At 43.4% G+C, this 24,753-nt stretch carries 23 protein-coding genes and 2 tRNA genes; 12 read left to right on the forward strand and 13 right to left on the reverse strand.

Going from position 1 to position 24,753, the window contains the following annotated elements:
* Nucleotides 1-493 precede the first annotated feature (493 nt).
* The 4 genes from NT073_RS09485 to NT073_RS09500 form a co-directional block, all read right to left on the reverse strand.
* Nucleotides 494-1,906 (reverse strand): MBL fold metallo-hydrolase, encoded by a 1,413-nt coding sequence (locus NT073_RS09485; protein ID WP_297372283.1) that lies wholly within the window; start codon nucleotides 1,904-1,906, stop codon nucleotides 494-496.
* 283 nt (nucleotides 1,907-2,189) lie between these two features.
* On the reverse strand, nucleotides 2,190-2,405 hold the full coding sequence (locus tag NT073_RS09490) for a DUF2892 domain-containing protein (protein ID WP_297372286.1): 216 nt from the start codon (nucleotides 2,403-2,405) through the stop codon (nucleotides 2,190-2,192).
* Nucleotides 2,406-2,519: 114 nt separating this feature from the next.
* The gene (locus tag NT073_RS09495; protein ID WP_297372290.1) at nucleotides 2,520-3,323 is read right to left on the reverse strand and encodes a sulfite exporter TauE/SafE family protein; all 804 of its coding nucleotides are present in this window, start codon (nucleotides 3,321-3,323) and stop codon (nucleotides 2,520-2,522) included.
* Nucleotides 3,324-3,492: 169 nt separating this feature from the next.
* Nucleotides 3,493-4,131, reverse strand: a complete 639-nt coding sequence (locus NT073_RS09500; RefSeq protein WP_297372293.1) for a Crp/Fnr family transcriptional regulator — start codon at nucleotides 4,129-4,131, stop codon at nucleotides 3,493-3,495.
* 942 nt (nucleotides 4,132-5,073) lie between these two features.
* Here NT073_RS09500 and NT073_RS09505 point away from each other — a divergent pair.
* The 10 genes from NT073_RS09505 to NT073_RS09550 all read left to right on the forward strand — a co-directional run bounded on the left by NT073_RS09505 (nucleotide 5,074) and on the right by NT073_RS09550 (nucleotide 14,388).
* The gene (locus tag NT073_RS09505; protein ID WP_297372296.1) at nucleotides 5,074-6,375 is read left to right on the forward strand and encodes a site-specific integrase; all 1,302 of its coding nucleotides are present in this window, start codon (nucleotides 5,074-5,076) and stop codon (nucleotides 6,373-6,375) included.
* Between the two features lie 4 nt (nucleotides 6,376-6,379).
* Nucleotides 6,380-7,237: a hypothetical protein gene (locus tag NT073_RS09510; RefSeq protein ID WP_297372299.1), complete on the forward strand. Its 858-nt coding sequence runs from the start codon at nucleotides 6,380-6,382 to the stop codon at nucleotides 7,235-7,237.
* A gap of 98 nt (nucleotides 7,238-7,335) precedes the next feature.
* Nucleotides 7,336-7,620 (forward strand): helix-turn-helix domain-containing protein, encoded by a 285-nt coding sequence (locus tag NT073_RS09515; protein ID WP_297372301.1) that lies wholly within the window; start codon nucleotides 7,336-7,338, stop codon nucleotides 7,618-7,620.
* Nucleotides 7,617-9,842, forward strand: a complete 2,226-nt coding sequence (locus tag NT073_RS09520; protein WP_297372303.1) for a VapE domain-containing protein — start codon at nucleotides 7,617-7,619, stop codon at nucleotides 9,840-9,842. Before NT073_RS09515 ends, NT073_RS09520 begins: the two co-directional genes overlap by 4 nt.
* 672 nt (nucleotides 9,843-10,514) lie before the next feature.
* A complete protein-coding gene (locus NT073_RS09525; protein ID WP_297372306.1) occupies nucleotides 10,515-10,814 on the forward strand; it encodes a hypothetical protein in 300 nt (99 codons plus the stop codon).
* Entirely contained in the window at nucleotides 10,801-11,067 is a 267-nt protein-coding gene (locus tag NT073_RS09530; RefSeq protein WP_297372309.1) for a hypothetical protein, read from the forward strand. The genes NT073_RS09525 and NT073_RS09530 overlap by 14 nt, the downstream gene beginning before the upstream one ends.
* Nucleotides 11,067-11,354 carry a hypothetical protein gene (locus NT073_RS09535; protein WP_297372312.1) on the forward strand — a complete coding sequence of 96 codons (288 nt, stop codon included), beginning with the start codon at nucleotides 11,067-11,069 and terminating at the stop codon, nucleotides 11,352-11,354. The genes NT073_RS09530 and NT073_RS09535 overlap by 1 nt, the downstream gene beginning before the upstream one ends.
* 729 nt (nucleotides 11,355-12,083) lie before the next feature.
* Nucleotides 12,084-12,290, forward strand: a complete 207-nt coding sequence (locus NT073_RS09540) for a helix-turn-helix transcriptional regulator (protein ID WP_297372315.1) — start codon at nucleotides 12,084-12,086, stop codon at nucleotides 12,288-12,290.
* A gap of 158 nt (nucleotides 12,291-12,448) precedes the next feature.
* Complete coding sequence (locus NT073_RS09545; RefSeq protein WP_297372318.1) at nucleotides 12,449-12,847, forward strand: hypothetical protein; 399 nt, start codon at nucleotides 12,449-12,451, stop codon at nucleotides 12,845-12,847.
* Between the two features lie 185 nt (nucleotides 12,848-13,032).
* On the forward strand, nucleotides 13,033-14,388 hold the full coding sequence (locus tag NT073_RS09550) for a tyrosine-type recombinase/integrase (protein WP_297372321.1): 1,356 nt from the start codon (nucleotides 13,033-13,035) through the stop codon (nucleotides 14,386-14,388).
* Between the two features lie 266 nt (nucleotides 14,389-14,654).
* On the opposite strand, the gene NT073_RS09555 is transcribed toward NT073_RS09550, so the two are convergent.
* The 4 genes from NT073_RS09555 to NT073_RS09570 form a co-directional block, all read right to left on the reverse strand.
* Nucleotides 14,655-15,305, reverse strand: a complete 651-nt coding sequence (locus NT073_RS09555; RefSeq protein WP_297372324.1) for a hypothetical protein — start codon at nucleotides 15,303-15,305, stop codon at nucleotides 14,655-14,657.
* Nucleotides 15,302-16,330, reverse strand: a complete 1,029-nt coding sequence (locus NT073_RS09560) for a hypothetical protein (protein WP_297372328.1) — start codon at nucleotides 16,328-16,330, stop codon at nucleotides 15,302-15,304. The genes NT073_RS09555 and NT073_RS09560 overlap by 4 nt, the downstream gene beginning before the upstream one ends.
* A gap of 419 nt (nucleotides 16,331-16,749) precedes the next feature.
* Nucleotides 16,750-17,157, reverse strand: a complete 408-nt coding sequence (locus tag NT073_RS09565) for a hypothetical protein (RefSeq protein WP_297372331.1) — start codon at nucleotides 17,155-17,157, stop codon at nucleotides 16,750-16,752.
* A gap of 43 nt (nucleotides 17,158-17,200) precedes the next feature.
* Nucleotides 17,201-17,623 carry a hypothetical protein gene (locus tag NT073_RS09570; protein WP_297372334.1) on the reverse strand — a complete coding sequence of 141 codons (423 nt, stop codon included), beginning with the start codon at nucleotides 17,621-17,623 and terminating at the stop codon, nucleotides 17,201-17,203.
* 972 nt (nucleotides 17,624-18,595) lie between these two features.
* On the opposite strand from NT073_RS09570, the gene NT073_RS09575 reads away from it, so the two are divergent.
* Nucleotides 18,596-19,489 (forward strand): Abi family protein, encoded by an 894-nt coding sequence (locus tag NT073_RS09575; protein ID WP_297372336.1) that lies wholly within the window; start codon nucleotides 18,596-18,598, stop codon nucleotides 19,487-19,489.
* Between the two features lie 50 nt (nucleotides 19,490-19,539).
* On the opposite strand, the gene NT073_RS09580 is transcribed toward NT073_RS09575, so the two are convergent.
* The 5 genes from NT073_RS09580 to NT073_RS09600 form a co-directional block, all read right to left on the reverse strand.
* Nucleotides 19,540-20,394 (reverse strand): DNA/RNA non-specific endonuclease, encoded by an 855-nt coding sequence (locus NT073_RS09580; RefSeq protein WP_297372339.1) that lies wholly within the window; start codon nucleotides 20,392-20,394, stop codon nucleotides 19,540-19,542.
* A 92-nt stretch (nucleotides 20,395-20,486) separates the two neighbouring features.
* A tRNA-Leu gene (locus NT073_RS09585) sits at nucleotides 20,487-20,571 on the reverse strand.
* A 63-nt stretch (nucleotides 20,572-20,634) separates the two neighbouring features.
* Nucleotides 20,635-20,710 (reverse strand) — tRNA-Gly (locus NT073_RS09590).
* A gap of 147 nt (nucleotides 20,711-20,857) precedes the next feature.
* A complete protein-coding gene (locus NT073_RS09595) occupies nucleotides 20,858-22,570 on the reverse strand; it encodes a hypothetical protein (protein WP_297372342.1) in 1,713 nt (570 codons plus the stop codon).
* A 27-nt stretch (nucleotides 22,571-22,597) separates the two neighbouring features.
* Nucleotides 22,598-23,854 carry a hypothetical protein gene (locus tag NT073_RS09600; protein ID WP_297372345.1) on the reverse strand — a complete coding sequence of 419 codons (1,257 nt, stop codon included), beginning with the start codon at nucleotides 23,852-23,854 and terminating at the stop codon, nucleotides 22,598-22,600.
* Nucleotides 23,855-24,129: 275 nt separating this feature from the next.
* Here NT073_RS09600 and NT073_RS09605 point away from each other — a divergent pair, with 275 nt between their 5' ends.
* Nucleotides 24,130-24,753 carry a hypothetical protein gene (locus NT073_RS09605; RefSeq protein WP_297372348.1) on the forward strand — a complete coding sequence of 208 codons (624 nt, stop codon included), beginning with the start codon at nucleotides 24,130-24,132 and terminating at the stop codon, nucleotides 24,751-24,753.

Raw genomic sequence — 24,753 nt, forward strand, 5'->3', positions numbered from 1 at the left:
CATAATAGCATGAAACGGCCCAATCAATTTCCAGACCAGACTTTAATTAATTACGTTATGGCCTACCAATTAATAGCCTGAAAAACTAGAAAAGAACAATATTATATATTGTATACAATTGATTATCAATAAGAATTTATTTTTCATTATTTTTCATTAAACTGTAATCTACTTAGTTGATTCATAAACTCTTATATTCCACATTATATACACAAATTCCACATTTAGGAATCAGTAAACTTAATTTCAGCATCAGGTATACACCTTAAAGTGCATAATTAATACCCATATATTTACTAATTTCAAAATGCATAAACAATACAATCAGAACACAATAGCCTTCTACGGTAAGGTTTTTTATTTATCAACCTTTATTCATAAACAGAGCCTCACACAATTTTACCAGACTGGCCCTATCCGCTACTAATTTTTTGTCGAGATTGGAGTCAGTCAGTCATCAACCTGGGGTCACTCATGCACTGAAACTGTACAGTTACAGCAACGTTTTTGGGCAAACGTAATTGGTTAGCGGCAGTCGGTTAGTTTGCTTAAGGGCCGTCAGGCCACCAGTTACATCGACCAGGTTTGTAAATCCCCGCGCGTTGAGGATAGAGATGGCAATCATAGACCGATAACCGCCTGCGCAATGCACATAGTAGGTTTTGTGTTTATCGATACGAGCCATATTTTCATTTATAAAATCCAGAGGCAGGTTCTCGACGCCAATAATATGCTCTGAATCATACTCGCTTTTTCGGCGAACGTCCAGTACGGGTAAGTTAGGGGTCTGCTCAAACAGATTGGCAAAGGCTTCGGCCGAGATCGACCGGATCGCGTCAACCTCCCGGCCATCTGCTTGCCAGGCATCGAAGCCACCGTTTAGATACCCAATGCAATTATCATACCCTACGCGCGCCAATCGCAGTACGGCTTCCTCCGTTTTGTCTTTGGGTACTACCAGTAAGATGGGCTGTTTCAGATCGGGGATGAGTGTGCCTACCCAACCGGCAAACTGACCCTCCAAACCAATGTTTATAGCATTTGGAATAAACCCTTTTGCAAAGACTGACGCTTCACGAACATCCAGAATCAGTGCATTCGTTGCGTTGGCTGCGGCCTCGAAGGCGGCTGGCGACAGCGCCAGTGTGCCCTGCTGCATAACCGCATCAAGGCTGTTATATCCCATTTTATTCATTACCGCGTTTTTGGGGAAATACTGCGGAGGAGGCACAAGTCCGTTTGTCACTTCCTTAACGAAAGCTTCTTTACTTTGAGCCCGTAAGGCGTAGTTAAACCGCTTCTGATTACCGAGCGTGTCGGTTGTCTCTTTGCTCATGTTCTTGCCACAGGCCGAACCGGCACCATGACCGGGATAAACAATCACATCGTCGGGCAGCGTCATGATTTTCGTGTGGAGGCTGTCGTAAAGATACCCCGCTAAATCATCGCGGGTAAGATCGGTTTTGACCGCCAGATCCGGGCGTCCCACATCGCCAATAAACAGCGTATCGCCCGTAAAAATTGCTATTTCTTTACCTGCATCATTGAGCAGTAAAAACGTTGATGACTCCAGCGTATGCCCAGGGGTGTGCAGCACCCGAATTTTCACCTCTCCAACCCTGAACTCCTCTCCATCTTTGGCTACACAGGCTTTGTAACCGGGCTGAGCTGTCGGGCCAAACACGATGGAAGCCCCGGTTTTAGCTGCTAAATCCAGATGACCCGATACAAAGTCGGCGTGAAAATGGGTTTCGAAAATGTATTTAATGACAGCCCCATCTGCCCTAGCCCGGTCGAGGTAAGGTTTTGTTTCGCGCAACGGATCAATGATGGCCACTTCACCTGCTGATTCAATATAATAGGCGGCCTCGGCCAAACAGCCGGTATACATCTGTTCTATAGTCATGACGTTTCGATACTTAAATTGATGCGTCAAAATTGGTCGTCAGACAGGCATCGTTCCGTGATATTTGTTACACAGGCTACCTGATTTGTATCAGATTTTTAAGGTCTGGCTGTCGAGCCTGTAGTCAACACCATCAGGGGCGCAAAGAAAAACGCTACGGGTTTGGCGTAGCGTCTACTTGAACGGTTAAGTTTATACGGATGTTTTTTGCAACCAGCCCAATCAACGTGATAGGTTATCTTGTATCGACAGGATGGCCTGCTTCTTTGCAGCATTCACAAACTCAGCTTATGCGTTTTTTTACTTGGTTCGTTCGAATACCGAAAGGTAAATAAAGCGGACAGGTGCTAACCAGACTGGTCAGGATAAATACACCAGCCAGCACCAGACTGACAACACCCCAAACTCCGGTAACAATACCGTTAGCGTATAACACAATCAGGACTATTGCCACAACAATCCGAATAGTCCGGTCAAGAGAACCCATGTTCTTTTTCATATCAGTGTTTTTCTGACGAAGGAACCACTCCGCCCATCCCTATTCAGTGATAAAAGTCACATAGTAGCCTGACAGCAAGGACATTTATTAAACTCCTTTAAACTAGTCGATTAACTAGAAAACCGTTTCTCTGGCGATAATATAAATGCCCATAATCAGCACAAAATACCCAAAGCCCTTTTTGAGATTCTGACTCGGAATAAACCGCGTCAGGAAGGAGCCCGCCATAATTCCGATCACAGAAAGCGTTGTAAACTTGATCAGGAAGGGCCAGTCGATGTACAGGTTGGTGGTACTGCCCCAAAAACCAATCAGGGTATTGGCAGCAATGATGAGCAGTGATGTGCCCACGGCCATTTTCATGGGCAGACGAACCATAAGCACCAGAGCCGGGATAATCAGAAAACCGCCCCCTGCTCCAACCAGGCCGGTCAGTATGCCTACCAGAACACCATCCAGGGCGATCAGCAGGAGATTGCCGTGTAACTTTCCACCGGGGTGATGAACCTTGGGCGTTTTATTGCGAATCATGCTCATGGATGCCATTAACATAGTTAAGGCAAAGAAAATCATGATGGCCACGCCCTTGCTGAGCACGAACGTCTGGATCGAAAAAAAGGGATCGGGAATGTTGGGCAATAGATAGCTCCGGGACAGGTAAACGCCGAGGAACGAGGGTACCGAAAAGATCAAAGCTGCTCTGTAATTAATCTGGTGTTGCCGCATGTAATTAACGCACCCAACTAGTGAGGTGGTCCCAACAACGAATAGCGAATAAGTAGTGGACAGAAGTGGATTGACGCCCAGCAGATAGACCAGAACGGGCACTGTCAGGATGCTTCCCCCTCCGCCAATCAAACCCAGACTAACGCCGATAAGCATAGAAGCAGCAAAGCCGGCGAACTGTAATGGTGTCATAATGCTTATTTTTAAGCGAAATACGATCATACCACTCCAGGATTCCGTGACAATTGTTACAGAGCCGTTGCTTAAACACTATTGGGTGACCGATTACTTCATTATCGGTTGGCGAAAATCTCAACCAACCATCAAACAACGCGTAGCGGTCGCGACGGCTAGCCAGCGCTTAAGCCAGCATAGTTATTTTATGCCGCATGAGCTGAATATGGCCGTCCTTTTCCAGTTGCTTCAGTAATCGGGAGATTACCTCGCGTGAGGTGGCCAGGTCACGGGCAATTTCTTCGTGTGTAATATTCAGCACAGTACACTGACAACTCGCTACTTTCTTATGAAGGTAGGTCAACAGGCGCTCATCGAGTTTATGGAAAATCACTTCGTCGATGGTCATCAGTAAGTTATCAAACCGTTTTTGATACGTTTGAAACACAAACTGTTTCCAGGTAGAATACCGGCAAAGCCATTCGTCCACTTTCTCCACCGGAATAGCGATCAGTTCAGTTTCTTCTTCTACCACAGCCGTGATTTCGCTCCGTTTACTACCCAGACAACAGGTTAGAGACATCGCGCAGGCATCCTGCCCACCTAGGTAGTAGAGTAGTGCCTCCCGGCCTTCCTGATCGGGACGCATAATTTTAACTGACCCCCGAATAATGAAAGGAACAGAACGGATATACTCACCGGGTCGAATCAGGTAAGAACCAACAGGAACCCGCTTGAACTGACCCACCTCGGCCAACTCCTTAAGCAGCGAATACTCGAACCGGCCATTAAGCATCTCCTGTAAATTGTCAGTCGTTAATTTCATAGTTTATCCGGCAGGTATGTACAAGGTTTAGCTAAAACACCGCATTACCCGTACAAGTTGCTAACCTGAAATCAACCCATACGGCACGTTGTCGGGAAGTAGCTGTCAATAAAAACGAAAGGCCAGCGGGTCAGCATATTGTCATCACATACCGACTCGCATCTTCTCCGGAGTTATTCGTTCATCGAGACTTTGCCCCATCAATTACAACTGACCACATAGTACCAACCAGTGATCAGCTTTCCTCTAAACATCACCCCAAAGAATAGCGAACGCTGCTGGATGCATCAACGCCCAACCTCCTTGCGATGCAGGCCAAGTTGTCGTTTGTTTCTCCCCTCGTTGAAAAGAATAAAATCCAGGAGTTTATGTGCTAACACTACGGAGGCTTCAGCCCGGTTATCGATGGGGTTGTACAGCCCCATCACCCGTTCGGCCCGTCGGCTCCGGCTATCGCTCTGACTAGACCGCTGTTGGTTGGCTGGAATTAGGACGAATACACTTTTTTGCCTGAGAGCGCAAAGACGCCGAAATCGCCAGTCTGTTTAAAAAGCTGGAATTCCAGTTTAGCGCGGATACTACTATATGAAAAAACATGCTGACGCTGTAACCCCGGGAGAAACGTAAGGAGGTACTTACCATAACCAGTCTCACAAAAGAAGAACAGCGTGACAGAGAATCGATGAGCTTATTAACAAAAAAACCGCTGATAACCAGCGGTTTTTTTGTTAATGTACCAGGAGCGGGAGTCGAACCCAATTAATTCATCAATTACCAATGTGATATATATAAGTATAAAAAATGGCATTTCTTAACAGCTAGTGCGCTTTTGGTTAGTCTAACGATTTAAGATGAAATGAGTAAGATTAAGACAAATTAAGCCATTCCGTACACAATTCCGTATACTATCATATATTTGTGTACGGAAAATAGACTTTGCACATGGCTAGAACTTCAGATTCACCCGTTACCTATCTACTTCGTGATCCTAAATCAAAAAAGCCTACTCCTATAAATTGCATCGTTCGATTTAATAACCAACGGATTAATGTTGGAACAGGATTTAAAGTAATGCCTACTCACTGGAATATTAAATCTAGCCGAGTAAAGAACGTTGTTGATGCCACCGAAAAAGACGCCATAAATGCTTTCCTTGACAACCTAGAAGATGCTGTTAAAGCAATCATATCTGAATTGCGTTCTACCCGCGAACTAACTGTTGAGGTAGTTAGAGCTAGAATAGATTCTTATCTGAAGCCAGCCCCTAAGCCCAAAGAGCCAACCGAACCAGCCTTATTTACATTTATCGCTGATTTCATTGAACGCGCTCCAAAACGTATAAATCGAGATACAGGCAAGAATATTGAGTATCGTACCATTCAGCGGTATAAAACCGCGTTTAACGGCTTAAAAGCTTTTGCAGCTACTTATAGGCGAAAGATCGACTTCGATACAATCGACTTAGATTTCTACGAAGATTTTACTACCTGGCTAACCTTTACAAAAGGATACGCGGTAAACAACGTAGGCACCTACATTCAAATGCTTAAAATTTTTCTTAATGAAGCATCTGCAAAGGGCATTACGGTAAAGCAAGATTACAGAAGCCGAGGCTTTAAGGTTGTTAGCGAAAATGCTGATGCGATTTACCTAAGTGAATTAGAACTGAAGCGCTTACAAGATTTGGACCTCAGCAAAACGGAGCGATTAGAGCGTGTTAGAGACCTTTTCTTAGTCGGGTGTTACACTGGCCTTCGCTTTTCAGATTTAACTAACCTACGGCCAGAATACATCAAAGACGGGTTAATTCGTATAGAGCAGCAAAAGACCTCTGACAAAGTTGTCATTCCCTGCCATGAAATAGTAACAGTCTTGTTAAAGAAGTACAACGGATCATTACCCCGTAGTATCTCTAACCAGAAAATGAATGACTATTTGAAGGAAGTATGCCAGTTAGCCGAGATTAACAGTATTGAGAGTAAAGCACAGACAAAAGGGGGAAAGAGAGTAACTAGGACATTTGAGAAATGGCAGATGGTTAGTACCCATACAGCCCGTAGGTCATTTGCTACTAATATGTATTTGCTGGGTATACCAGCTTTAACAATTATGCAAATAACAGGCCATAGGACAGAAAAAGCGTTCATGCGATATATCAAACTTGACCGAGAACAACACGCTAAAGTAATGGCCTTACACTGGCAGAAGCAAATACAGGGTACACCCTTTACAATAGCAAACTAAAACTATGTGGACCGATAACTACCAGCCTGGTCAATGGCTTACTGACGCTGATTTACTCGAAATAGCTGATAGCCTTTTGTTTGAGATTAGATTGAATGAGCGTTTAGAGTTCATCTACAATACGCATGTTCAGGTAAATGGAATTAGAATATTTGACGCTTTCATTGTCCGTTTTGAACAGATAAAACGAGAGCTAGATAAGCCTTTGAAAGAAGAGATGAAAGGCTGGAATGAGTATATAATAGGAGAAAAAGCGGAAGGTAGAATACCCGATTTAGAAGGTATCCCTACACTGGCCAAATTGCGAAAAGACCAAGGATATCCAACAGATACCCTTTTTCCTCAACACTGGCGAAAAATGACCCATATATCATGGGACTATGTAGAGGCTATACGCTCCACGGCAAGCAGTTTTAAGGAACTAAAAGAACTCAAGAACTCAATAACTGATTTGCGAAGGAGTATTGAGAATAACAAAGCAGAAGATCCGAATAATAACCCCGAACTTACAGAAGATGAAACGAAAGCTCAATACAAGTCTTTTACAGACCTGTTTATCAATTCCTCAGATATTAATTGTTGCATACAGGCATTGCGAAATTATCGACCGGAGAAACCCGTATTAGGAGAGGGCTTGTCTTGGACTGCCAGCATAAAGGATAAAGGTGTAATTGTAGCGTGGATTGAGCGTATGGAAACAATGAACCCCAAAAAAATAAAACGACTTTCAAATCGAAAGAAATTAGTAAAGCTCCTGAATGCTTATTTTGAAAATCTTGAAATGGGTAAAGATGCCAGTGTTTTTAATAAGGTTGTAGACAAATCGTTGAAGGATGCCTTTAAAGCACTAATACCAAAATAATGCGAATCGTGCGAATGGTGCATCCTTATATCATTCGCACTTGTGAGTGTAACTGACCGACCAAATTGCACCATGTTAAATGCAAAACAACGCTAAACATGGAAATGGTATTAATGCCAGCCGATCAGTTACGGACAATGATGATTGAAGCGGCAAGTATTGCCCTTCAATACAACACTCCAAAGGTTGCCCCTGCCACTGAAGCCGATGAATTACTTACTCCAAAAGAAACAGCCCAACTCCTGAAGGTATCTACCGTGACGGTTTGGGATTGGGAGAAACGAGGTATTCTAAATGCCCGACGTATTGGCAATCAGGTCCGCTATCTGCGTAGCGAGGTCATTGCCGCAGCCAGGCAAAAAAAAGGAGGTAAGGTTGCATGAACCTAACCACCGACAAGAAACTAATATCCGTTTTCAAAAACAAGTTTGATAACGGACTAACAAAAGATGGCCAGCCAGACCCTAAACGTCTATCGGACATTGACATAAAAGAATTTTTAGAGGGCGTTCGTAATGGCGTCTGGCGCAAAGAAGTTGAATGGGTCCGCGAAGCCGCAGACAAAGCCATTTACGACAAACGTAAATCGACCGTACCTGGTGTAACCATTTGGGGTACGTTCATTATACGAAATGCGGGCAGATCAGACGTTCCAAGCGGGTTAATGTCGGTCGACCTTGACCACCTGGACGAAAGCGAAATACAGCGGGTTTTTAACCTGCTAAAAGCAGACCCGTACGTTTACGCTGTCTTTCGCTCGATTGGTGGTAAAGGGCTGTGCGTAATTTTCAGAGTCGATTACCAGCGCTGGTTAGAAAGCTTTGAAGGAATACGTATATACCTGACCGAACAGCATGGTTTAGTTATGGGTTGGGATGCCAGTGTAAAAGACATTTGCCGTCTGCGGTTTGTGTCCTACGATCCTGACACCTACGTAAACTACAAAGCACAACTTTTTAAGCGGTACCCGCGAAAGGAGAAAAAAGAAGCGCCAAAACTGGCCTACACCCACACAGAAACGGACATACGGTATGTGCTGGACCAGATTCATGCCAGGGCGTTAGACCTTACCGGTTCGTACGAGGATTGGTTTAGAATCGGCTGGGCGCTGATTAGTCAGTATGGGGACGCAGCCAGGGGTATATTCCACGAAGTAAGCCAGTACCACCCGGGCTATGATTCCAACGACTGCGACAAAAAGTTTAACTACCTGGTAGCCACTCGGCCACACTCGATCAAAATAGCCACGTTCTATTACTATTGTCGCCAGGCTGGTTTAGATACGTGTACGCCACAAACAAAGGAAGTTCAAAGCCTGGCCGCAATGTCGAAAAAGCAGAAGGTAAGTTTAACCTCTGCTCTTGATACGGTCCTTAAAATGACTGATATACCTGAAGACGTAGCCAAGCCCGTCTTAGAACAGGTATACGCCAGCACAGAAGATTTCGCAACGCAAGAAACACTATTCGACCAGCTTGAACTGTTCCTTAAGCAAAATTACCCGATGCGTTATAATGAAGTACGGCGTGATTTTGAAGACAGTAACGGCACACCGATTGAAGACCACCACTACTATGCGATATACATGCATGCCCGGAAAGTATTGGGTGATAAAGTTCGGTATGAAGACATTTATAAGATTATCCATTCCCGTACAATCTGTGAAATCTTCCACCCGTTCTTAACCTTTTTTCGTGAGCACAAGAACCGTAAACCAGTTGGTGTTATTCGAGCTTTGGCTGATACTATCGAATCAGACACCGGGTTTGGAGATGGTGAGTTCGAGCCAAATTATGTGTATATCTTCTTGCGTAAATGGCTTGTTGGTTTGATTGGTGCAATTTATGGTACACCATGCGATTTAGTACCGGTGCTAACCGGTTCAGATGGTATTGGTAAAACTTGGTTTTTCCGTCTAATTCTACCGGATGAATGGCGATCCTATTTTTTAGACTCCAAGTGGTTGCCTGGTAAAGATGAGGACGTTGATATGTGCAAAAACATCATTGCATTCAACGATGAGTTTAAGGGGCGAGATACTAAGGATATGGAACACTTTAAGGCACTAACGTCTAAAGAGTATTTCAGCGTTCGAGAAGTATACACTCGTAAATCAGTGAAGTTGCGACGACTGGCCGTTTTGTGCGCCACTAGCAATCACAAAGGTGTGATCAACGAGCCAGAATACAACCGCCGTATTGTTCCCATTAACGCATTATCCATCAATCACGCTGCTTATAATGCCATTGATAAGACTGACCTGATTATGGAAGCCTATCACGCTTATCAGAAAGGTGAACGCTATGTGCTAAGCAAGGAAGAAAGGGCTTTGCTAGGAAGCCAAACAGAAGAATTTTACAATAAGTCAATTGAACGCCAATTGATCGAGCAGCACCTGCAATTACCAACCGGTAAAGGCGGAGAGCAAGTCCAGTTTATGAGTACAATTGATATACTGGCAAGACTAGAGTTGAAATTGAATAGTCGAAAATTAGACGACCGAAAAGTAGGGCGTGAGCTACAAGCGTGTGGATTCATTCGTAAGCAGAAACGGACAACACATGGTAAACGTGAATGGGGCTATGATGTGATTGCCCTTGACTAACCGTCACCACCGTCACCGATTAGTCACCAATAAAAAAGACGCAATGATGACAGTCAATAGGCTGTTTATCAAATCCTTAAGCCACTGTCACCATTGTCACTAGTAAAAATAATATATAAGTACAAGAGACATGTAAAAAGTAAGTACTTCACTACTCTTCTTACAATTCCACTTATATAGGACTTTTCAATACATACCAATGGTGACGGTGACAGATAAGGTAAATCTACTGCAAGTCAGATACTTAACTGTCACCAATGAAGTTATAGGTTGTTGGTGACACTTCATAGAATTTTAAAATACCATGAGAAGAGCACCCAAATTGCCCATTTGTGAACACTACGAGATTTATAACGGCAATCCTGTCGCTGTACTGTTTAGGATTGAAGGGGCTAGTAAGACTTTGCCCTGCCCGTTTTGTGCAAAGAGCCACAAGCATGCTAGTGGTCCTGCTTACGACGGTCACCGAAACGATCACTGTGGCAGCAATATTACATATAAGAGCGTTCGGGGTTACCTCTATGAAGTAAAGCTAACACCTGATGAAATAACGGCGTCTGACGGTACTATTATCAAAAGAGAGCACGGCTACATAATCAGAACTATAAACCGAAAGCCTTAGTAAAATCAAGGTGTAATTACCCACCAACAAACCACTAATTTAGTGATAACATGAAGTTTGAAAAAGGACATAAAAAGGTAGGCGGTCGCAAGACTGGGACCCAAAACAAAGCCACGACCGATATTAAAAGTAAGATTGCAGCATTAATAGATATGCGATTTGATGCCATTAATAGCGACCTGGACGACCTAGAACCAAAAGACCGGGTAACGGCCTATTTAAAACTATTAGAGTTTGTAATTCCTAAGCAGCGTGAGCAGAAGGTAGACCTATCGACATTGACAGATCAACAGATTGACGAACTCTTGAACAAGGCGTTGGCCAAAATTGACAATAATGAAACGACATGAAAAAATTGCTCTGCTCACCAAGCTTGTACAAGGGCAAGTTAATGAAGCCGTACGCCAACGATTACGTGAGTCGCAGGAAAATGAAGCAATTATAGGGATTTTTAGCCCTGACAAAAACCCCCCTAGTCCGGACGATGAAATAGTCATTCAGGAAAGAGATAAAGAAATTAGAATCCCGTATAAGGAATTAGACCAATACGCCTGGCGAAAAGGCATTTCGGTTATTTTCCTTCTGCCTGATAATCAACGCTAATGAAAAATCAAAGGCTAAATCGCGCCGAAAAGCTTTCCTTGTTATCGAACTTAATGCAGGGAAATATTAACCCATTGGTTCACCACAAGCAACAGGAAGATGAGGGAAGATTGATTTGTATACAATCCACTTCATTGGATGCTGGCGAATTGGTAACAAATATTTCGATGGATCGGCAATCCATGCCTGATATGAGCCGTAGCACATTTGAGGCATGGAAGAGCACCCTAGGGGTAAAAGGAGCCTTAGTCATCCATATTATTCGACGCCCAAAACTCACCCTGTAAGAGTATTAAAATCGAGTTGTGATGAGAACGATCTATATCTTACGATGGCAGTACGTTTACTTAAACGGGCAAATTTCCACACACTTGTAAATTCACCACACACTTTGTTCTTAGTGCAACTTACTGGAAACTAGCCAATTAACCCAAACCTCACACTTACACACTTAATTTTGAAACTTGCAGCCTCTATATACATACACTGTATAATAGCTATATGTATTAGCTGTTCAGTTCTTATGTATATACGAGTTTATAAGTGTGTAAGTGTGAGGTGTACAGATAAGTAGTTAATAAACAACCTATTACGACCACACACTTTATAAATTTGTAAGTGTGTAAGTGTGTGGTTACAATAGCCCTTTTATGGCCAGCACTGCAAGCGTTATCCAGCCAGCTTGCCGCAGCTTCTTACCAGCCTAGGTACGCCCCTCATACCTGGCCACTTTATCAGCCAGCGGTTTGTTCAGCGCTTCAGCGGTTACCGCCCTGGCTGCGTTTTCGTCCCTATCAGTCACTAAAACAGCTATGACAGTATCTTTTCTGGCCAGCTTACTGTTCGCTTCCTATAGCGCAGATTTTAGGCCATTTATAGCAGTTCGGCCAGACTCCCATAAACCGTTCGATCTATAACTAATTTACTTGAATCGATTGATCGAATGGTAAAAATTAGTCGTGACTTCGTATTTATCCAAAGTCTAAATACTATATTTACTACACTAATGTATAGTTATGTCAGAGATAAAACAGGCAGTTGGGCAACTTATTCGCCAGACTCGAAAAGCAAAAGGACTAACCCAGAAGGAACTTGGCGAAAAATTAGGCGTAGGTGAACCTACAGTAAACGGCTACGAAGGTGGTAAGCAAAACTTGACAATAGAAACTCTACAAAAGATAGCCGATGCTTTAGGCGTTGAAGTTGGGGCCTTTTTTAAGTAAAATATTTTTTACCCAAAAACTTGCCATATATAAGAAGTTTCTTTAACATTGTATTATCAATGGGGATGAAAGTTACCCCTTCAAATAAAAAGCCCCTGTGCTGAGACCTGGACAGTTGCAGCATCGGGGCATGTACAACACTCTAACTTCTAATTATTATGTGCACGGAACAAAATTACGTGGGTAAGGGAGATTCTGCAAACGATTCTGAGCAATCGGTAAATACAGCCTCTTCAATTCTTTCGACGGCTGACAACCAGCCAAACTATACCCAAAACATTGTATTTAACCGCCAGGTCCGCGAAGATCAAACAAAGCTGGTAGCTTTAGTTAGGAACTTCATGGACTGCCATGGTGCTTCTAGTCCTATTGGAGTAGTAAATGACCTTCTTTATCGCTGGCTAACTTCACCATCTACCGATGTAGCACTAGATGTGAATCGCACTCAATTACTCGTAGCTCAACAATTGATTAACTTCTTAACTGAGTTGTCTGAAAGTGCTGCAAGGTTAGATACCACTAATGACCAGTTCGAAAGAGCAAGAGAGGCAATGTAAGTAGCTTTGACAAGTGACTGTAGGAAATATATCCCTGGCTACATCTAATTATATAGCCAGGGATATAATTTTGATTGTCAGTTATTTACAAATCAAGATGGCACTTGTAATTATGTCTATCAATTTGTTAGTTAGCGTTCAAGACGCTTCAACTAGCTAAATGATAAGCATAATTTTCTTTAAGTATGCCAGTTTCTTATAATATAGAACTGAATAGCAGACCTGATTCAAAAGGAAGGTCATCAGTGTTCATTCGCTTACATCTAAAGGGACAAAAGCCAGGGCGAGTACTTACTACTGTAAGAATAGAAAATGCTTCAAAGTATTGGAGTCCTAAGCAAAAGTGGACGAGATGGATAATTGGCCACCCCAATCGAGAAGCATTAAACCAAGAAATTCTTTACGAACACGACCGTATTAAGAAGCAGGTCCAAGCCTGGCAGGATGCGGAAACGTCAGGGACTATTTTAACACCTGGCCAGCTAGCCGAACGGTTTAGGGCTGGTTCATCGGACCTGTATTTTGATTGGGTAGATAAGGTTTTAGAGGACGTAAAAGAACAAGCCTACGCTACCTACATAGGAAAGCGTAGTGCTGTCAATGCGTTTAAAAGTTGGGCTGGCGAAAGTCTACCGCTGGCGTCCGTCACACCGGTCTTAATACGATCCTTTCAGGATTATCTAATAAAGACACCGATAGCATATGGCGGTAAGCGTAAAGGATCAACCATAAACAAGATGCTGGAACGGCTAGACATCATTCATAAAGCCGTATTGGTTAAAACCGGAGTTTCACCTAAAAAAGCGGCTTTTCTTTCACCCTGGAATGATGTAAATGAACTGGCTGAACTAAAGCCACGAAAAGCCAAATTAACAGAAACCACTATCCAAGACGTAGCAGCGCTGGCGGTCAACACTACCCGCAGACGGGTAACACCCGTAGGAGCGTTTCAAATTTGGATGCTGGAACACGTTTTAGCAGGTATGCGGTTTTCCGATGTCTTGTTTTTACGCTACCAAAACTTTACACTGGATCAAGATGGCAATCCGATACACTTGCGCTATGAAATGTTGAAGACTGGAAACGTCGTTAACATTCCCGTTCTTGACGAAGGCAGGGCGTTAATGAAACGATACTGGAACGAGAAAGCTAGTCCTACAGCTTTTATTTTACCTTACTTGGATGATACCCGGCCCTACGCTAAAATCTTTACGCACGAACAATACAAACAGGCTCCTTTTGAAGTCAAGCGCAGGTTGTATAATGATAATGCACACTGGAACCGCCAGGTAAACCTATGTCTGCGAGAGGTAAAAAAAGCTGCGGGTTTGCCTGAGAAGCTGACAAATCATAACGCTAGGCATAGCTTTGCAGACCTGGCCAGGCGAGTGATGGAACAAGATGTAAGTCTAACAATGTACGATATTCAGAAAATGCTAGGACATAGCAGTCTTGTCACCACTGAAATATATACTAAATCACTTCAAGAGCCAGATTCTACAAAAGCTATAAATGCAATATTCAATCGAAAAAAGAAGTGAAGTAGAGTTACCTTTCCCACTATTGCTTTACAACCATTCCATACACATTAAAGCTACAAACCGCATAACAAATTATCCTACAGTTATTTATGCGTTCTCTAATGTAGCCTGCGAAGTAACGCAACCTCAATCGATTTGTGTTTAAAGAGGTCAATGGTCTACAGTTATTGCCCTTAAGCTTTCAAATATTGATCTTTTACGCCTTCCTATACTTAAGTTAGATCGAAAGTCAACATTATGAGCATTCCAAAAACATGATTTTTAATTTAAAGAAGTTCAATCTTTACGAATGCTTTCCGCAAAGATTCCTTTTTTTCAGTACTGTGGACTCGCAAGCGTATGTTTCCTTCATAGGTATTAAATACATTTGAATGAACTCTTTTAACCTGACCAACCTTTTGGTTTTCATAACTTACTATAATCTGTTGCTCAAGGCCATCTTCGGAAGTTTTTCTTTCCCAAGTTAATTGATCCCCTTCAGCTAAAAGAGCACCCGGAAGTAGGCTTAAATCAATTAGATCTGTTATAAAAGTGAGTCCTTTTCTTGGGTGAAAATCAGCTAAAAATTCAAAGTTATCAGTAGGCAACATGGCCTGAGTAAAAGCCAGAGTAGCTAACCTATCTTCAAGTATTGATTCACTTATCTCCCAAAATTTAAAAACTGGCGATGTTTTGTAGCGTGATTTTGGAGTAAGTCGCTGAGCGAATATTTCTAAAACGTATTCATCGTAGGTTTTAGAAGTATCACGAAATTCTATGTAAGGAAAAAATCCTCTACGAGCGGCTTTCATTACCTCATCATATATATATGAAAAAGTAAGCTTATCAGCTTGCTTGGTAATTAGCCCAATAAGATATCTGTCTTCTGAAGTAGGTGGCCTCCAGCCAAGATAAATGCTACTAAAAGCCTCTTTCATAGTAGATTAGCCAAATAATTAACCCGAAAGGTAGTCATTTTTAGTATTAATTCCTTGCGTTCAGGCGAAAGTTTATATTCTTTAAAAGAATCGGGTATGTCATTATCTACCGATTCGAGTACATCATATAACAGATTTTCGTCATAATTGGCTTTTACTCTTTTGATTAAATCGTCATACCAAGCATAGCCTGACTCTCGAAATAACACTTCGACTAACTCAAAATGACTAATATGTTGATCATGCCATCTGATTTCAGCTTTACCCTTTTTTATGTATGCTAAAAGCATATTTTCATCTTTAAGCATGCGCATAATACGATCTTGCCTTAACTCTCGTCCTAAACTACTTCCATTATCATAGATTAAAGTGTATTCCAACAAAGCGTTATAAGTTACATCCATGTAAGCTTTATACTCTGATATGCCTGAAATCGTCATTGCGTATCCTTTCTGAGCTACAGCTAATACATCCGTAAAAGCTTTAACTATTGTTGATTTTCGATTCACCAATACTCGAAAAGCCCAATTTTCCTGGTGCCTATCCTGGTTACCAATTATAGCATCAAAAATTATTGTCTCAAGAACATGGTGCATTTTTACTGATAACCCCAAGGAAACAAATGTCTTTTCGATTAGCTGATATGAATAACGATTTCGTCCGGATTTATTAAATACTTGAAAGCTTGGGTCATAAGCCTGTAAGAATTGTAATCCTTCAATCAAGTCTTCATGCTGACCAATCAAAGAACGACATAGACAGCCAATATGCTCATTAAAAATAGCGGCTTCATACTTTAGAACTGGAAACTTTAGCATCAAGCCAATTTGATAGGCAATAACTTCAGACCAAAACTCATGCAAATAACCAGCCTCCTCTTTGGACTTTTTAAAGTAATATCGAAATCCGTAATAATCTTCAAGAATAAATTTTTCACGGGATCCCCTCGTGTTAAAGTGTTCACTTATAATCCATTCGGATATGTCCAAAATAGAACTTTTGCTCTCTTCCGCTTCAACACTCATTTTTCCTCATTAGAGTTACTTTTTTTAGTTTGCTTCCAAGTTGGCGCTTCATTTCAAGCCCCCTCCAACAGTTTAAAAGAATAAAAATATCAGAACACTAAAGAGGTATTTCATGAAGCTTCGGGTAATAGTCTCTTTAAGGATGATTGCAGAGTAATCTAACCACTCTGTACACTGAAATGTACTTTAACACATTAATACCTACTGTTTTACAATGTAGATACTCACTTTTACTTAAAGAATTTAACTAGTTAACTTTATATCTAAATACTACCCTAGCCTGATTCAAACTAATACCATACACAAAGCCGTACACATCTAAAATAAGTATGCCCCTAATAAACTGAAGATCAGTTTATTAGGGGCATACTTTGTACCATGCGTTAGAGAACATTTTGGAAGTAAGCTGGCAACTCTATTTAGCCTCGAAAAATTGGCTGTGTCTCTTCTATGGCAGCCAAATCATGTTGTAAATCCAACTTAACTAATAAGCCCTGATCTCGCTCCCTTATAAATTCTTTAACTAACTCTTTTTCGTAGGCATCTGTAATACTTTCTATCTTCTTCTTGCCATTTTTAGGATAAACTAAAAGAAGTATAATTTCTTCAGTTGTAATATTAGTCAAAGCATACACACGAAAGCCTCCTGACTGCCCGCGCTTATTCCCTGAATCTGCTATACGAAACTTTATTAAGGAATACGGTCCAACTCCGCGAATTCTCGTATTTGGTGTATTTGGTAAATCAGCAAGATTAGAGCCATTCAACTCATTGCAAATGTCTTTGGGGCATGTACTATACCCCGCCTTCCTTTTGCCGCTAAGCATTCTTAAAGTAGCTCTAAAAGAAGATGTGGAAGAAGCGACCAATTTACAATTGACTTAAAATTGATAACCATTCTTGATCTTGAGGCGATTGATTGCGGATCACTTCAAAATCATGGATATTCTCTTCTAATTGCCCTGTCTCATCTTGAAACCTCAATATAGTGGACAACATAGCCTCAGCAAATTCACTCTTCTTCAAGGAAGAAATGTTTCGATTGCATGCATCCAGTAAAATCTTCATTGGAGATAGAAGGCTGTAGGCTTCTTCTTGATTGTTATTAAAGGCGATTATTGTTCTATCATTCAGAGTTTTAAGCTCATCCGCAATAGCTTCAAATCGACCCTTTTGTTCGTTCGCCTTATCCAAATATTCATCACACCCCTTAGCCAGAGTGCTTAAGGTTTGGTTTGCCTTATCATTGTCCTCCGTTGCCTGATGAATGGCTTCCTCGATTGTATCGACCATAATTATAGTGTAGATTTTACGCAGAGTTTAGATCATTTACGGTGAAAAGTGTCCACTCTGCATCAAATAAACGCTAAATTTTGATTTATGCTTATGTAAAAGTATCACTACTTGTGCGCGTATATGGGGTATAGTTCAAATAGCGATTTGGATTTTTCCGTTATACTACTATTATAGATACAAATTTTACGTCCTTATAGTTTATTATATAAATTATATTATATTATATAACACGCGCGCGAGGCATATAATTGGTATTTCACCAAGTTTCGAGCATATGCATTTTTTTTAAAGTAGTGATAAAAGATTTATTATACTGTCACCCCATATAAGCAAATCTGTTCCGTTTGCCGAGTATGTTTATCTTATGTATATGAAACCTCCGTAGTTAGAGTCTGAGCGTTTATTTTAATTTTAGTGTTCTTTATACCATCAATATAGAGATCGCTTGTCAAAAGGCAATTATAGGCCTTTACTGGCAAATAATAGTCCTATATATCTTTATGATATTGACAGGGTCCTATAGATGCCTTAAATGTGTATTACACTTACTAAGTTGCCGTTTATGGATTTTGTGCCTACTTATTACCAGCATGTATGTTGTACAATAAGGAGCCAGATGGACGATTGATCAGGCTATCGTCCGTAATGGGCACAGACGATAAGCATTATGGTCAGGGTAAGTTAAGAATGCCCTCACAGAGGTATAATCCTGAGTGGCCGATGAAGCCAGCGTATTTATTGCTAAGGTTTACGACGCGTAAGATATACTTGCTAAATAGTATGTCGCCTCTCAAAGCGTTTTTCAAAGAGTTTCATATGACCGTTTGATTGATTTCGGTGGCGTACTGTTATTTATTTTTTTGTATATTTGGAACATAAGCAAAAGTGTCGTTGTTTTGTCATTAACAATACCTGCCACGCCTATGCCTAGCACGCGCACCCCGGCAGGTTTTTCTTTTTCTATAAAAAATGAAATTTTCTAAGCCTGCTTTGACTATTGATCAACAGCTAGAATTGTTAAAACATAGAGGCTTACAAGTATCTGATTATTCTAAAGCAGCACATTTTCTCACCTACGTTAGTTACTATAGGCTCAGCGCCTATATGAGACCTCTTCAGCAGTCAGGCGATGCTGAACATAATTTCCATCAAGACACCACTTTTGAGGACATTCAAGAATTGTACTTGTTTGATCGGGATTTGCGAATGTTGGTTTTTGATGCAATTGAGCGTATAGAAATTGCAATTAGAACTTTGATAATATATAACTTCTCAACCGCCTATGGTAGTGATTGGTTTGAAAATTCAACGCTTTTCAAACACATGGAAATTCATGGTGTAATCTTGCAAAAACTAGATGATGAACTTAGTAGATCAAATGAAGTATTTATAAAAAGATATTTGGGTAAGTACACTAATCCACAACGGCCTCCTGCTTGGATGAGTTTAGAGGTATTTTCTTTGGGCTTACTCTCGAAGTTATTCAGTGACCTTAGGCAATCAGATGAAAGAAAGGCTATTGCTAAACATTTTGGGGTTGACTCTTCAATTCTTGAAAGTTGGTTAGAGAGTATAACTTTCGTTCGAAATATTTGCGCTCATCATGGACGTCTGTGGAACCGAGGATTGACTATTACGCCAATGCATCCAAAAAGACATGCTTTTCCATACTTGGAAAACCGAGAATTTGAAAATACCCGTCTATATGGCATTTTATCGGTTATACTTTACATGTTGAAAGTTGTTAGCCCCGAAACTTCATTATCGGCTAACTTAAAAACTATTATACAGAAGTACCCTCAAATGAATGCAAGCCGGATAGGATTTCCTTCAGGATGGGAAAATGAGCGGTTATGGTCTTAATCTAACAGTAGCCATTAAAGTACTTGTTTGTAAACTTATAAGCTAGTACTTTACTTTTTATCAGTTTCTTTTTCAACTATCTTCTGAATACTCTCCTTTACATTCGACAGCAAGTTATATCCCGTTTGCTTTTCTACCTCATCGACACTCACCCGGTAACCTGACCATGGCAATTCGCCAACAGCGTTTGTGTTCGGCATCCAAACGGCAATTACCCGCGTCTGTGCGTTTATCCGGTTCACATCATCCGACCCTACTGGTAATATAACAATAACCTTCCACAAAGCAGCCGGTACGGTTATTTTGCCATTGGCTATATTACTTGCTTTGCCATTATCGCCCTCGCCACCCTTATTCCAAGTGCCAGCAATAATGTACAACTCATTCTCTTTAGCTAATAGTCCACGGCAATAGTCTTCCAGATTCTTCCAGGCCTGTCGGTTATGCTGAGGTGCCTGGGGCACAATGTTGGTAAGAATAAAGGTTGTCTTGTTTTCCTCAGCCGTACTATCCCGATCATCCGAAGGGCAGAGGTGCCCACGGTCAAAACCAGTGTTGACATAATCCGCGTGCCGGACCTGATACCAGGGAGCCGGTAATGATTGGTCCGGGATGAAGTTGCCAGTGTAGCGCGTGGCCGATCCTTTCCAGGCTGTGCTCAAGTGCCAGCTACACCAGTTGGCAATACCGGTGGATTGATTGTAGGACAAGCTATAGGTCGACCGGGTAATCAGATAAGCATTGGGACTACTTTCTAATGGCTTTGCTCCATCGGGGTTACCCATCGCCATGTTATTGTCACGAGTGGGTACAGTGCTAGCTGGAACAAATACACTTGGCTGTTTACACTGATCGAACGTAGCAATAAAGGCAACAATTAACCAAAGCTTTACGACTCTTTTCATCAAATTCAGTGATTTCAGTACACCGATCCGTATACGCAAAAAATAAAAAACCTCTAACTATCTATATTTCAGACAATTAGAGGTTCACTTAGTACCAGGAGCGGGAGTCGAACCCGCACGGGCTTGAGGCCCACAGGATTTTAAGTCCGGCGTGTCTACCAATTCCACCATCCCGGCATTTCATGCTTCACGGTAGTGAAGCGGTCTTACAAAAAAAGCACCGGTTTCGGTGCCTTTTTGTGGAGCGAAAGACGGGGTTCGAACCCGCGACCTCGACCTTGGCAAGGTCGCGCTCTACCAGCTGAGCTACTTTCGCATTATCAATTTCGCCTGCCAATCGGCGAATTGTGGATGCAAAGGTAGGCGTTTTTTGACGCTTGTCAAGTCCTATGCGCAAAAAAAATTGATAAAAATTTACCCCAACTCGTCCAAAAACTGATTCTGAACGAGTTAGGGGCATATTTTAGAGCAACGATTCTGTAACCTGCGTGTCGAACACACCCGTTAAAACCCGACCGTTGCGTTTTACCTGCACCCAAATGCGGTAGTGACCGGCTCTTGGGAACGCGTAGGGAAACTCGACCATGTTGGTTGTCTTCATGGAGTGGGTCATACCCGCCACTTTCATACTGGGCATAGAAGCGGCCAGTACCTGATTTTTTTCAGCCTCCGGCATGGTCTTGAGTTTGTTGATGTAGGCATCAATGCTATCGCGGAAACGAACGGCGTCCGGGTAATGAAATGTTCGGGCTGTATCAGCGATTCGGCTGGTTAGGGACTCTTCTGCCGCCATAGAGTAGGTACCTACGGGGTGAAGGTGGATGTATACGGAACCATCGGAGCGTAAGATAGCTGCATGTCCGCCCATGCCAAGATACGGTTCCAGCGGTGTAGCTTTTCCATTCGCATCGGCAACGGCGAATTTCAGCGTGTATAACTTACCGGCTTCCAGTATTGGGGTCGATTTATCCATCCAGAGCATCGTAGAGCCGTCTTCCAGCTTCATACTGGCTCCCGGCTTGCCACAAACCACCATGTCGTTATCCAGATGCGGTACATTCACTGCTCCCGCTTTAACACCCATCGGTTCGGTTAGGAGCCAGCTATCATCAGCATCGGTCGATTTGGCAGCGGCAGCAGCCACGGCGGAGATCTTTAGGGAGGGTACTTCAACGGTGTCGGTCAGTGTTTCGGCAAAACCATTTCGGTAAACAACATCAGAATAAAGCAGGTATTTACCACCGGGCAATGGCGGCAGCGCAGCCTCGAAATTCAGGGTGTCGCGTCGGTTGGGGTGCAGGTGCGCAAACGCATCCATACCCGGCATACGCACCAGAAATGCGTGCATTAGCTTGCCATGGTCGGGCAATATATAGCTCAGCATCCGGCGTTGCCGACGATCTTTGCCGGAGCCCGTAGTATCGAACTGAATCATTAACAGACGCTGGGCATCGGCTACCCGAACGGACGCATGGATCGTAGCGGGCTTATACAACTGCTGGTTCTTGTACTGTTCAGCCGTACTGGTCCACCAGGTTCGCCAGCCCGTCAGGATCAGCAAAATGACGGCCAGACCTGCCCCCATGCCAAGCAGTCGCCGACGACCGAGTTTGGCGGGAGCCGGTTCACCGGGAAGCACAACCCCGTCTGAATTGCTGGCTCCGATAATCGTAACCAGCATGACTACCAGCAGTAATCCCATAGCAGCAAGGCCCCAGCCTGTTCCGGCGGGCATGTCGCGCAGGGCGGTGGCAATAGCCATAACGGGTACAATTACCTGCTGCTTTCCATCGGGACCGTCAATGGTAAGCTCAATGCTGGAGGAGCCCGAACTCATCAGCCATAAATCGGCTTCATAGCGATTGTCGGCCATCAGGGCCAGCTCATCGTGCGTTGGAGCCCCTTTATTACCCGAGCGAAAATAAATAGGTCGGGCACCAATACTGCTTACCCGCCCCTGCTCGACATAGACAGTAACTTTTGCCGTACCAGGTACAACATCCGGCGGTTGTACGCTGATCAATAGTTGGTATTTACCTGCCTGTTTCTGCACTATAACGCCGGAACTGCCTACGTGGGCAAATACCGTTGGTGAAAGAGCGAAAGAGTAAAAGAGCGAAAGAAGCAGCACTACCCACTTCATTCGACTATATTTCCTGTATTTTATGGCTTTCATGTACTTTGTTTTCTTTCTATCTACGGCTTATCGAACGACACGTTTCATCCAGTTGCCCCACAACAAGCCAACACGCGTTGAGAGGGTTGCGTAGACCAGCGCTTTGGCGAAACCAAGGCCGAAATCGGCGGCCGACTGGGTATTCCAGGGGGCAAACGCATAGCGGTATTCCCAATCTGGGGGGCTGTCGTACGTCCAAGAATAGGACAGAAAAATACCATTGTGCGCATAAGGCGACGTGAGCAGAAACTCGCCAAACGGCCATTGAACGACCAGTAAAATAACCATGAACCCAACGGCATAAATCACAGACAGTATCCAGTCATTCAGTTTACGTTTACCTCCTGCCGGGGCTTCGAAGCGATGCATGAGCCAGTCGAGAGCTAGTCCGGGCAGGATCAGCACCAGCGGAAATACGAAAGGTTGATAGTGCGTAATGGGGTTTAGCACCGGTCCCAAACGGGGTGTTGCCGGAAAATACTGCAACACCCAGCTCGGTACCAGCATACTGAGCATGTACATTGCAGTGATGGTCGTAATGGGCCAGCGCAGCAGAGAAGCCCGGCCAACGGCCAGCAGATAGAAAGGTAAAATGATACCGGCCGTTGCGTAGAAGCCGGACTCGTGCGATTCGCGCATACCCAGCGACTCCGAGAGCAAGGTATAAAGCATAGTCAGCAACAACCCGGCTGAAATAGCAAACAGCCACTTGAGCCGAACGCCCCGCTGAGTCGCTTCGATAGAAGCATGAAGTGACTGCCCCGGGTTGCGGTATTTGTTTTGCAGGGCCAGCACACCCACAATTGCGCCGAACTGCACGGTCATGATACCGATAGCCAGAATCGTATGCGGGGGCGTCAGAATCTGAACATCAAGCCCGTATGTGTTGTGCCACCAGTCGTCAAACGGAGCTGATGTGAGCATGGCCAGTGCGCCCCATACGCAGAACATGGCCCCCAGCGGACTGTAGAAAACGCCCCAGAACGGAACAGACTGTGCACGTCCCGGATGATTTTTCGTTAATGTCAGGCTAAGAATCTGGTAAGCCGAAAACAGACCCGACACAACAGCACCCACGTAAATAACTACGTGAGGAGGGGCCAACAGCCCATCACGTCCGATGCTCATGTGCCACATGATATCCCAGAGCAAGCCCATGAGTATGCAAAAGGACGAAAAAACTACGGCGTAGATGTAGGTGGGTATACCTAACCGCCAACTGCCGACGCGGGTAGCCGCCCGATCCCGGCCAGATTCGAACGAAGAAGGAAATGCCGATTCCATATGAATGGATAAGTGGTTTACTAGCAAAATGATGTGGAAATATACGAAAAGGCTACGATCCGCTCTTAAAAAATTGACAAGTGGAAAAAGCCATCGCACAACACATACCCCTGTCAGTCAACCGACTATATATGATCACTCAATTTCCTGTCACTGACTGAGCCAAATGCGGTCCATAAACATTGTAGTAAGAAGCGTATGGATAACCTGAGCCAGCGGCACATCACTTCGCCGGTTTATGGCGTTATTTGTACAATCATTCCTGCAATGCCATCATGCTTCTCTCATCTCCGCCAGTACGCGCCTTCCTGTTTTCGTTGAAAACACTGTTTATTGTGGGAATCGGGCTATTCATGAGTGCGTGCGTCCCCGATTTTTTGCTATCTGATTCCGACTGGGTCGTCATTGAAGCGGGTGAACACGAACCCAATCCCAAGCGTAAAGTAGGGCTGCTAATTAGCCCGCAGGAAGTATCAGCCACGGTTACCTTCGACAGTTCGTGTATATACGATGTTGGGGCCCTGGATGCCGATGACTGGAATAAAGTGATTGGCATAGGCTTCGTTGGTTCTAAAGATCAGCCACTGGATGGCGTACCTCCCCATCAGGTGGACGGCGCGCGGGTAGGCTGGCGCTGGAATCCCCAGCGAGGACGCATTGACTTAGGCGCTTACATTTACGTTGAGGGTAACCGGATCGACTTCAAAGTGGCCGAAGTGGCGCTTAACACGCCCACCCGCATGGTCATCAAGATCGACTACGACCGGAAGCTATACCAGGTGCTGGGCGGCAAAACGGTACCGTTCACGCATAACAAATCATTTGCCTACAACACCGGCCTTTATTTCGGCGGGAATCAGGTAGCACCACACCGCATTCGGGTGAAGATCGTCGATTAG

It is taken from the genome of Spirosoma sp., from assembly GCF_026391055.1.
Lineage (GTDB): Bacteria > Bacteroidota > Bacteroidia > Cytophagales > Spirosomataceae > Spirosoma.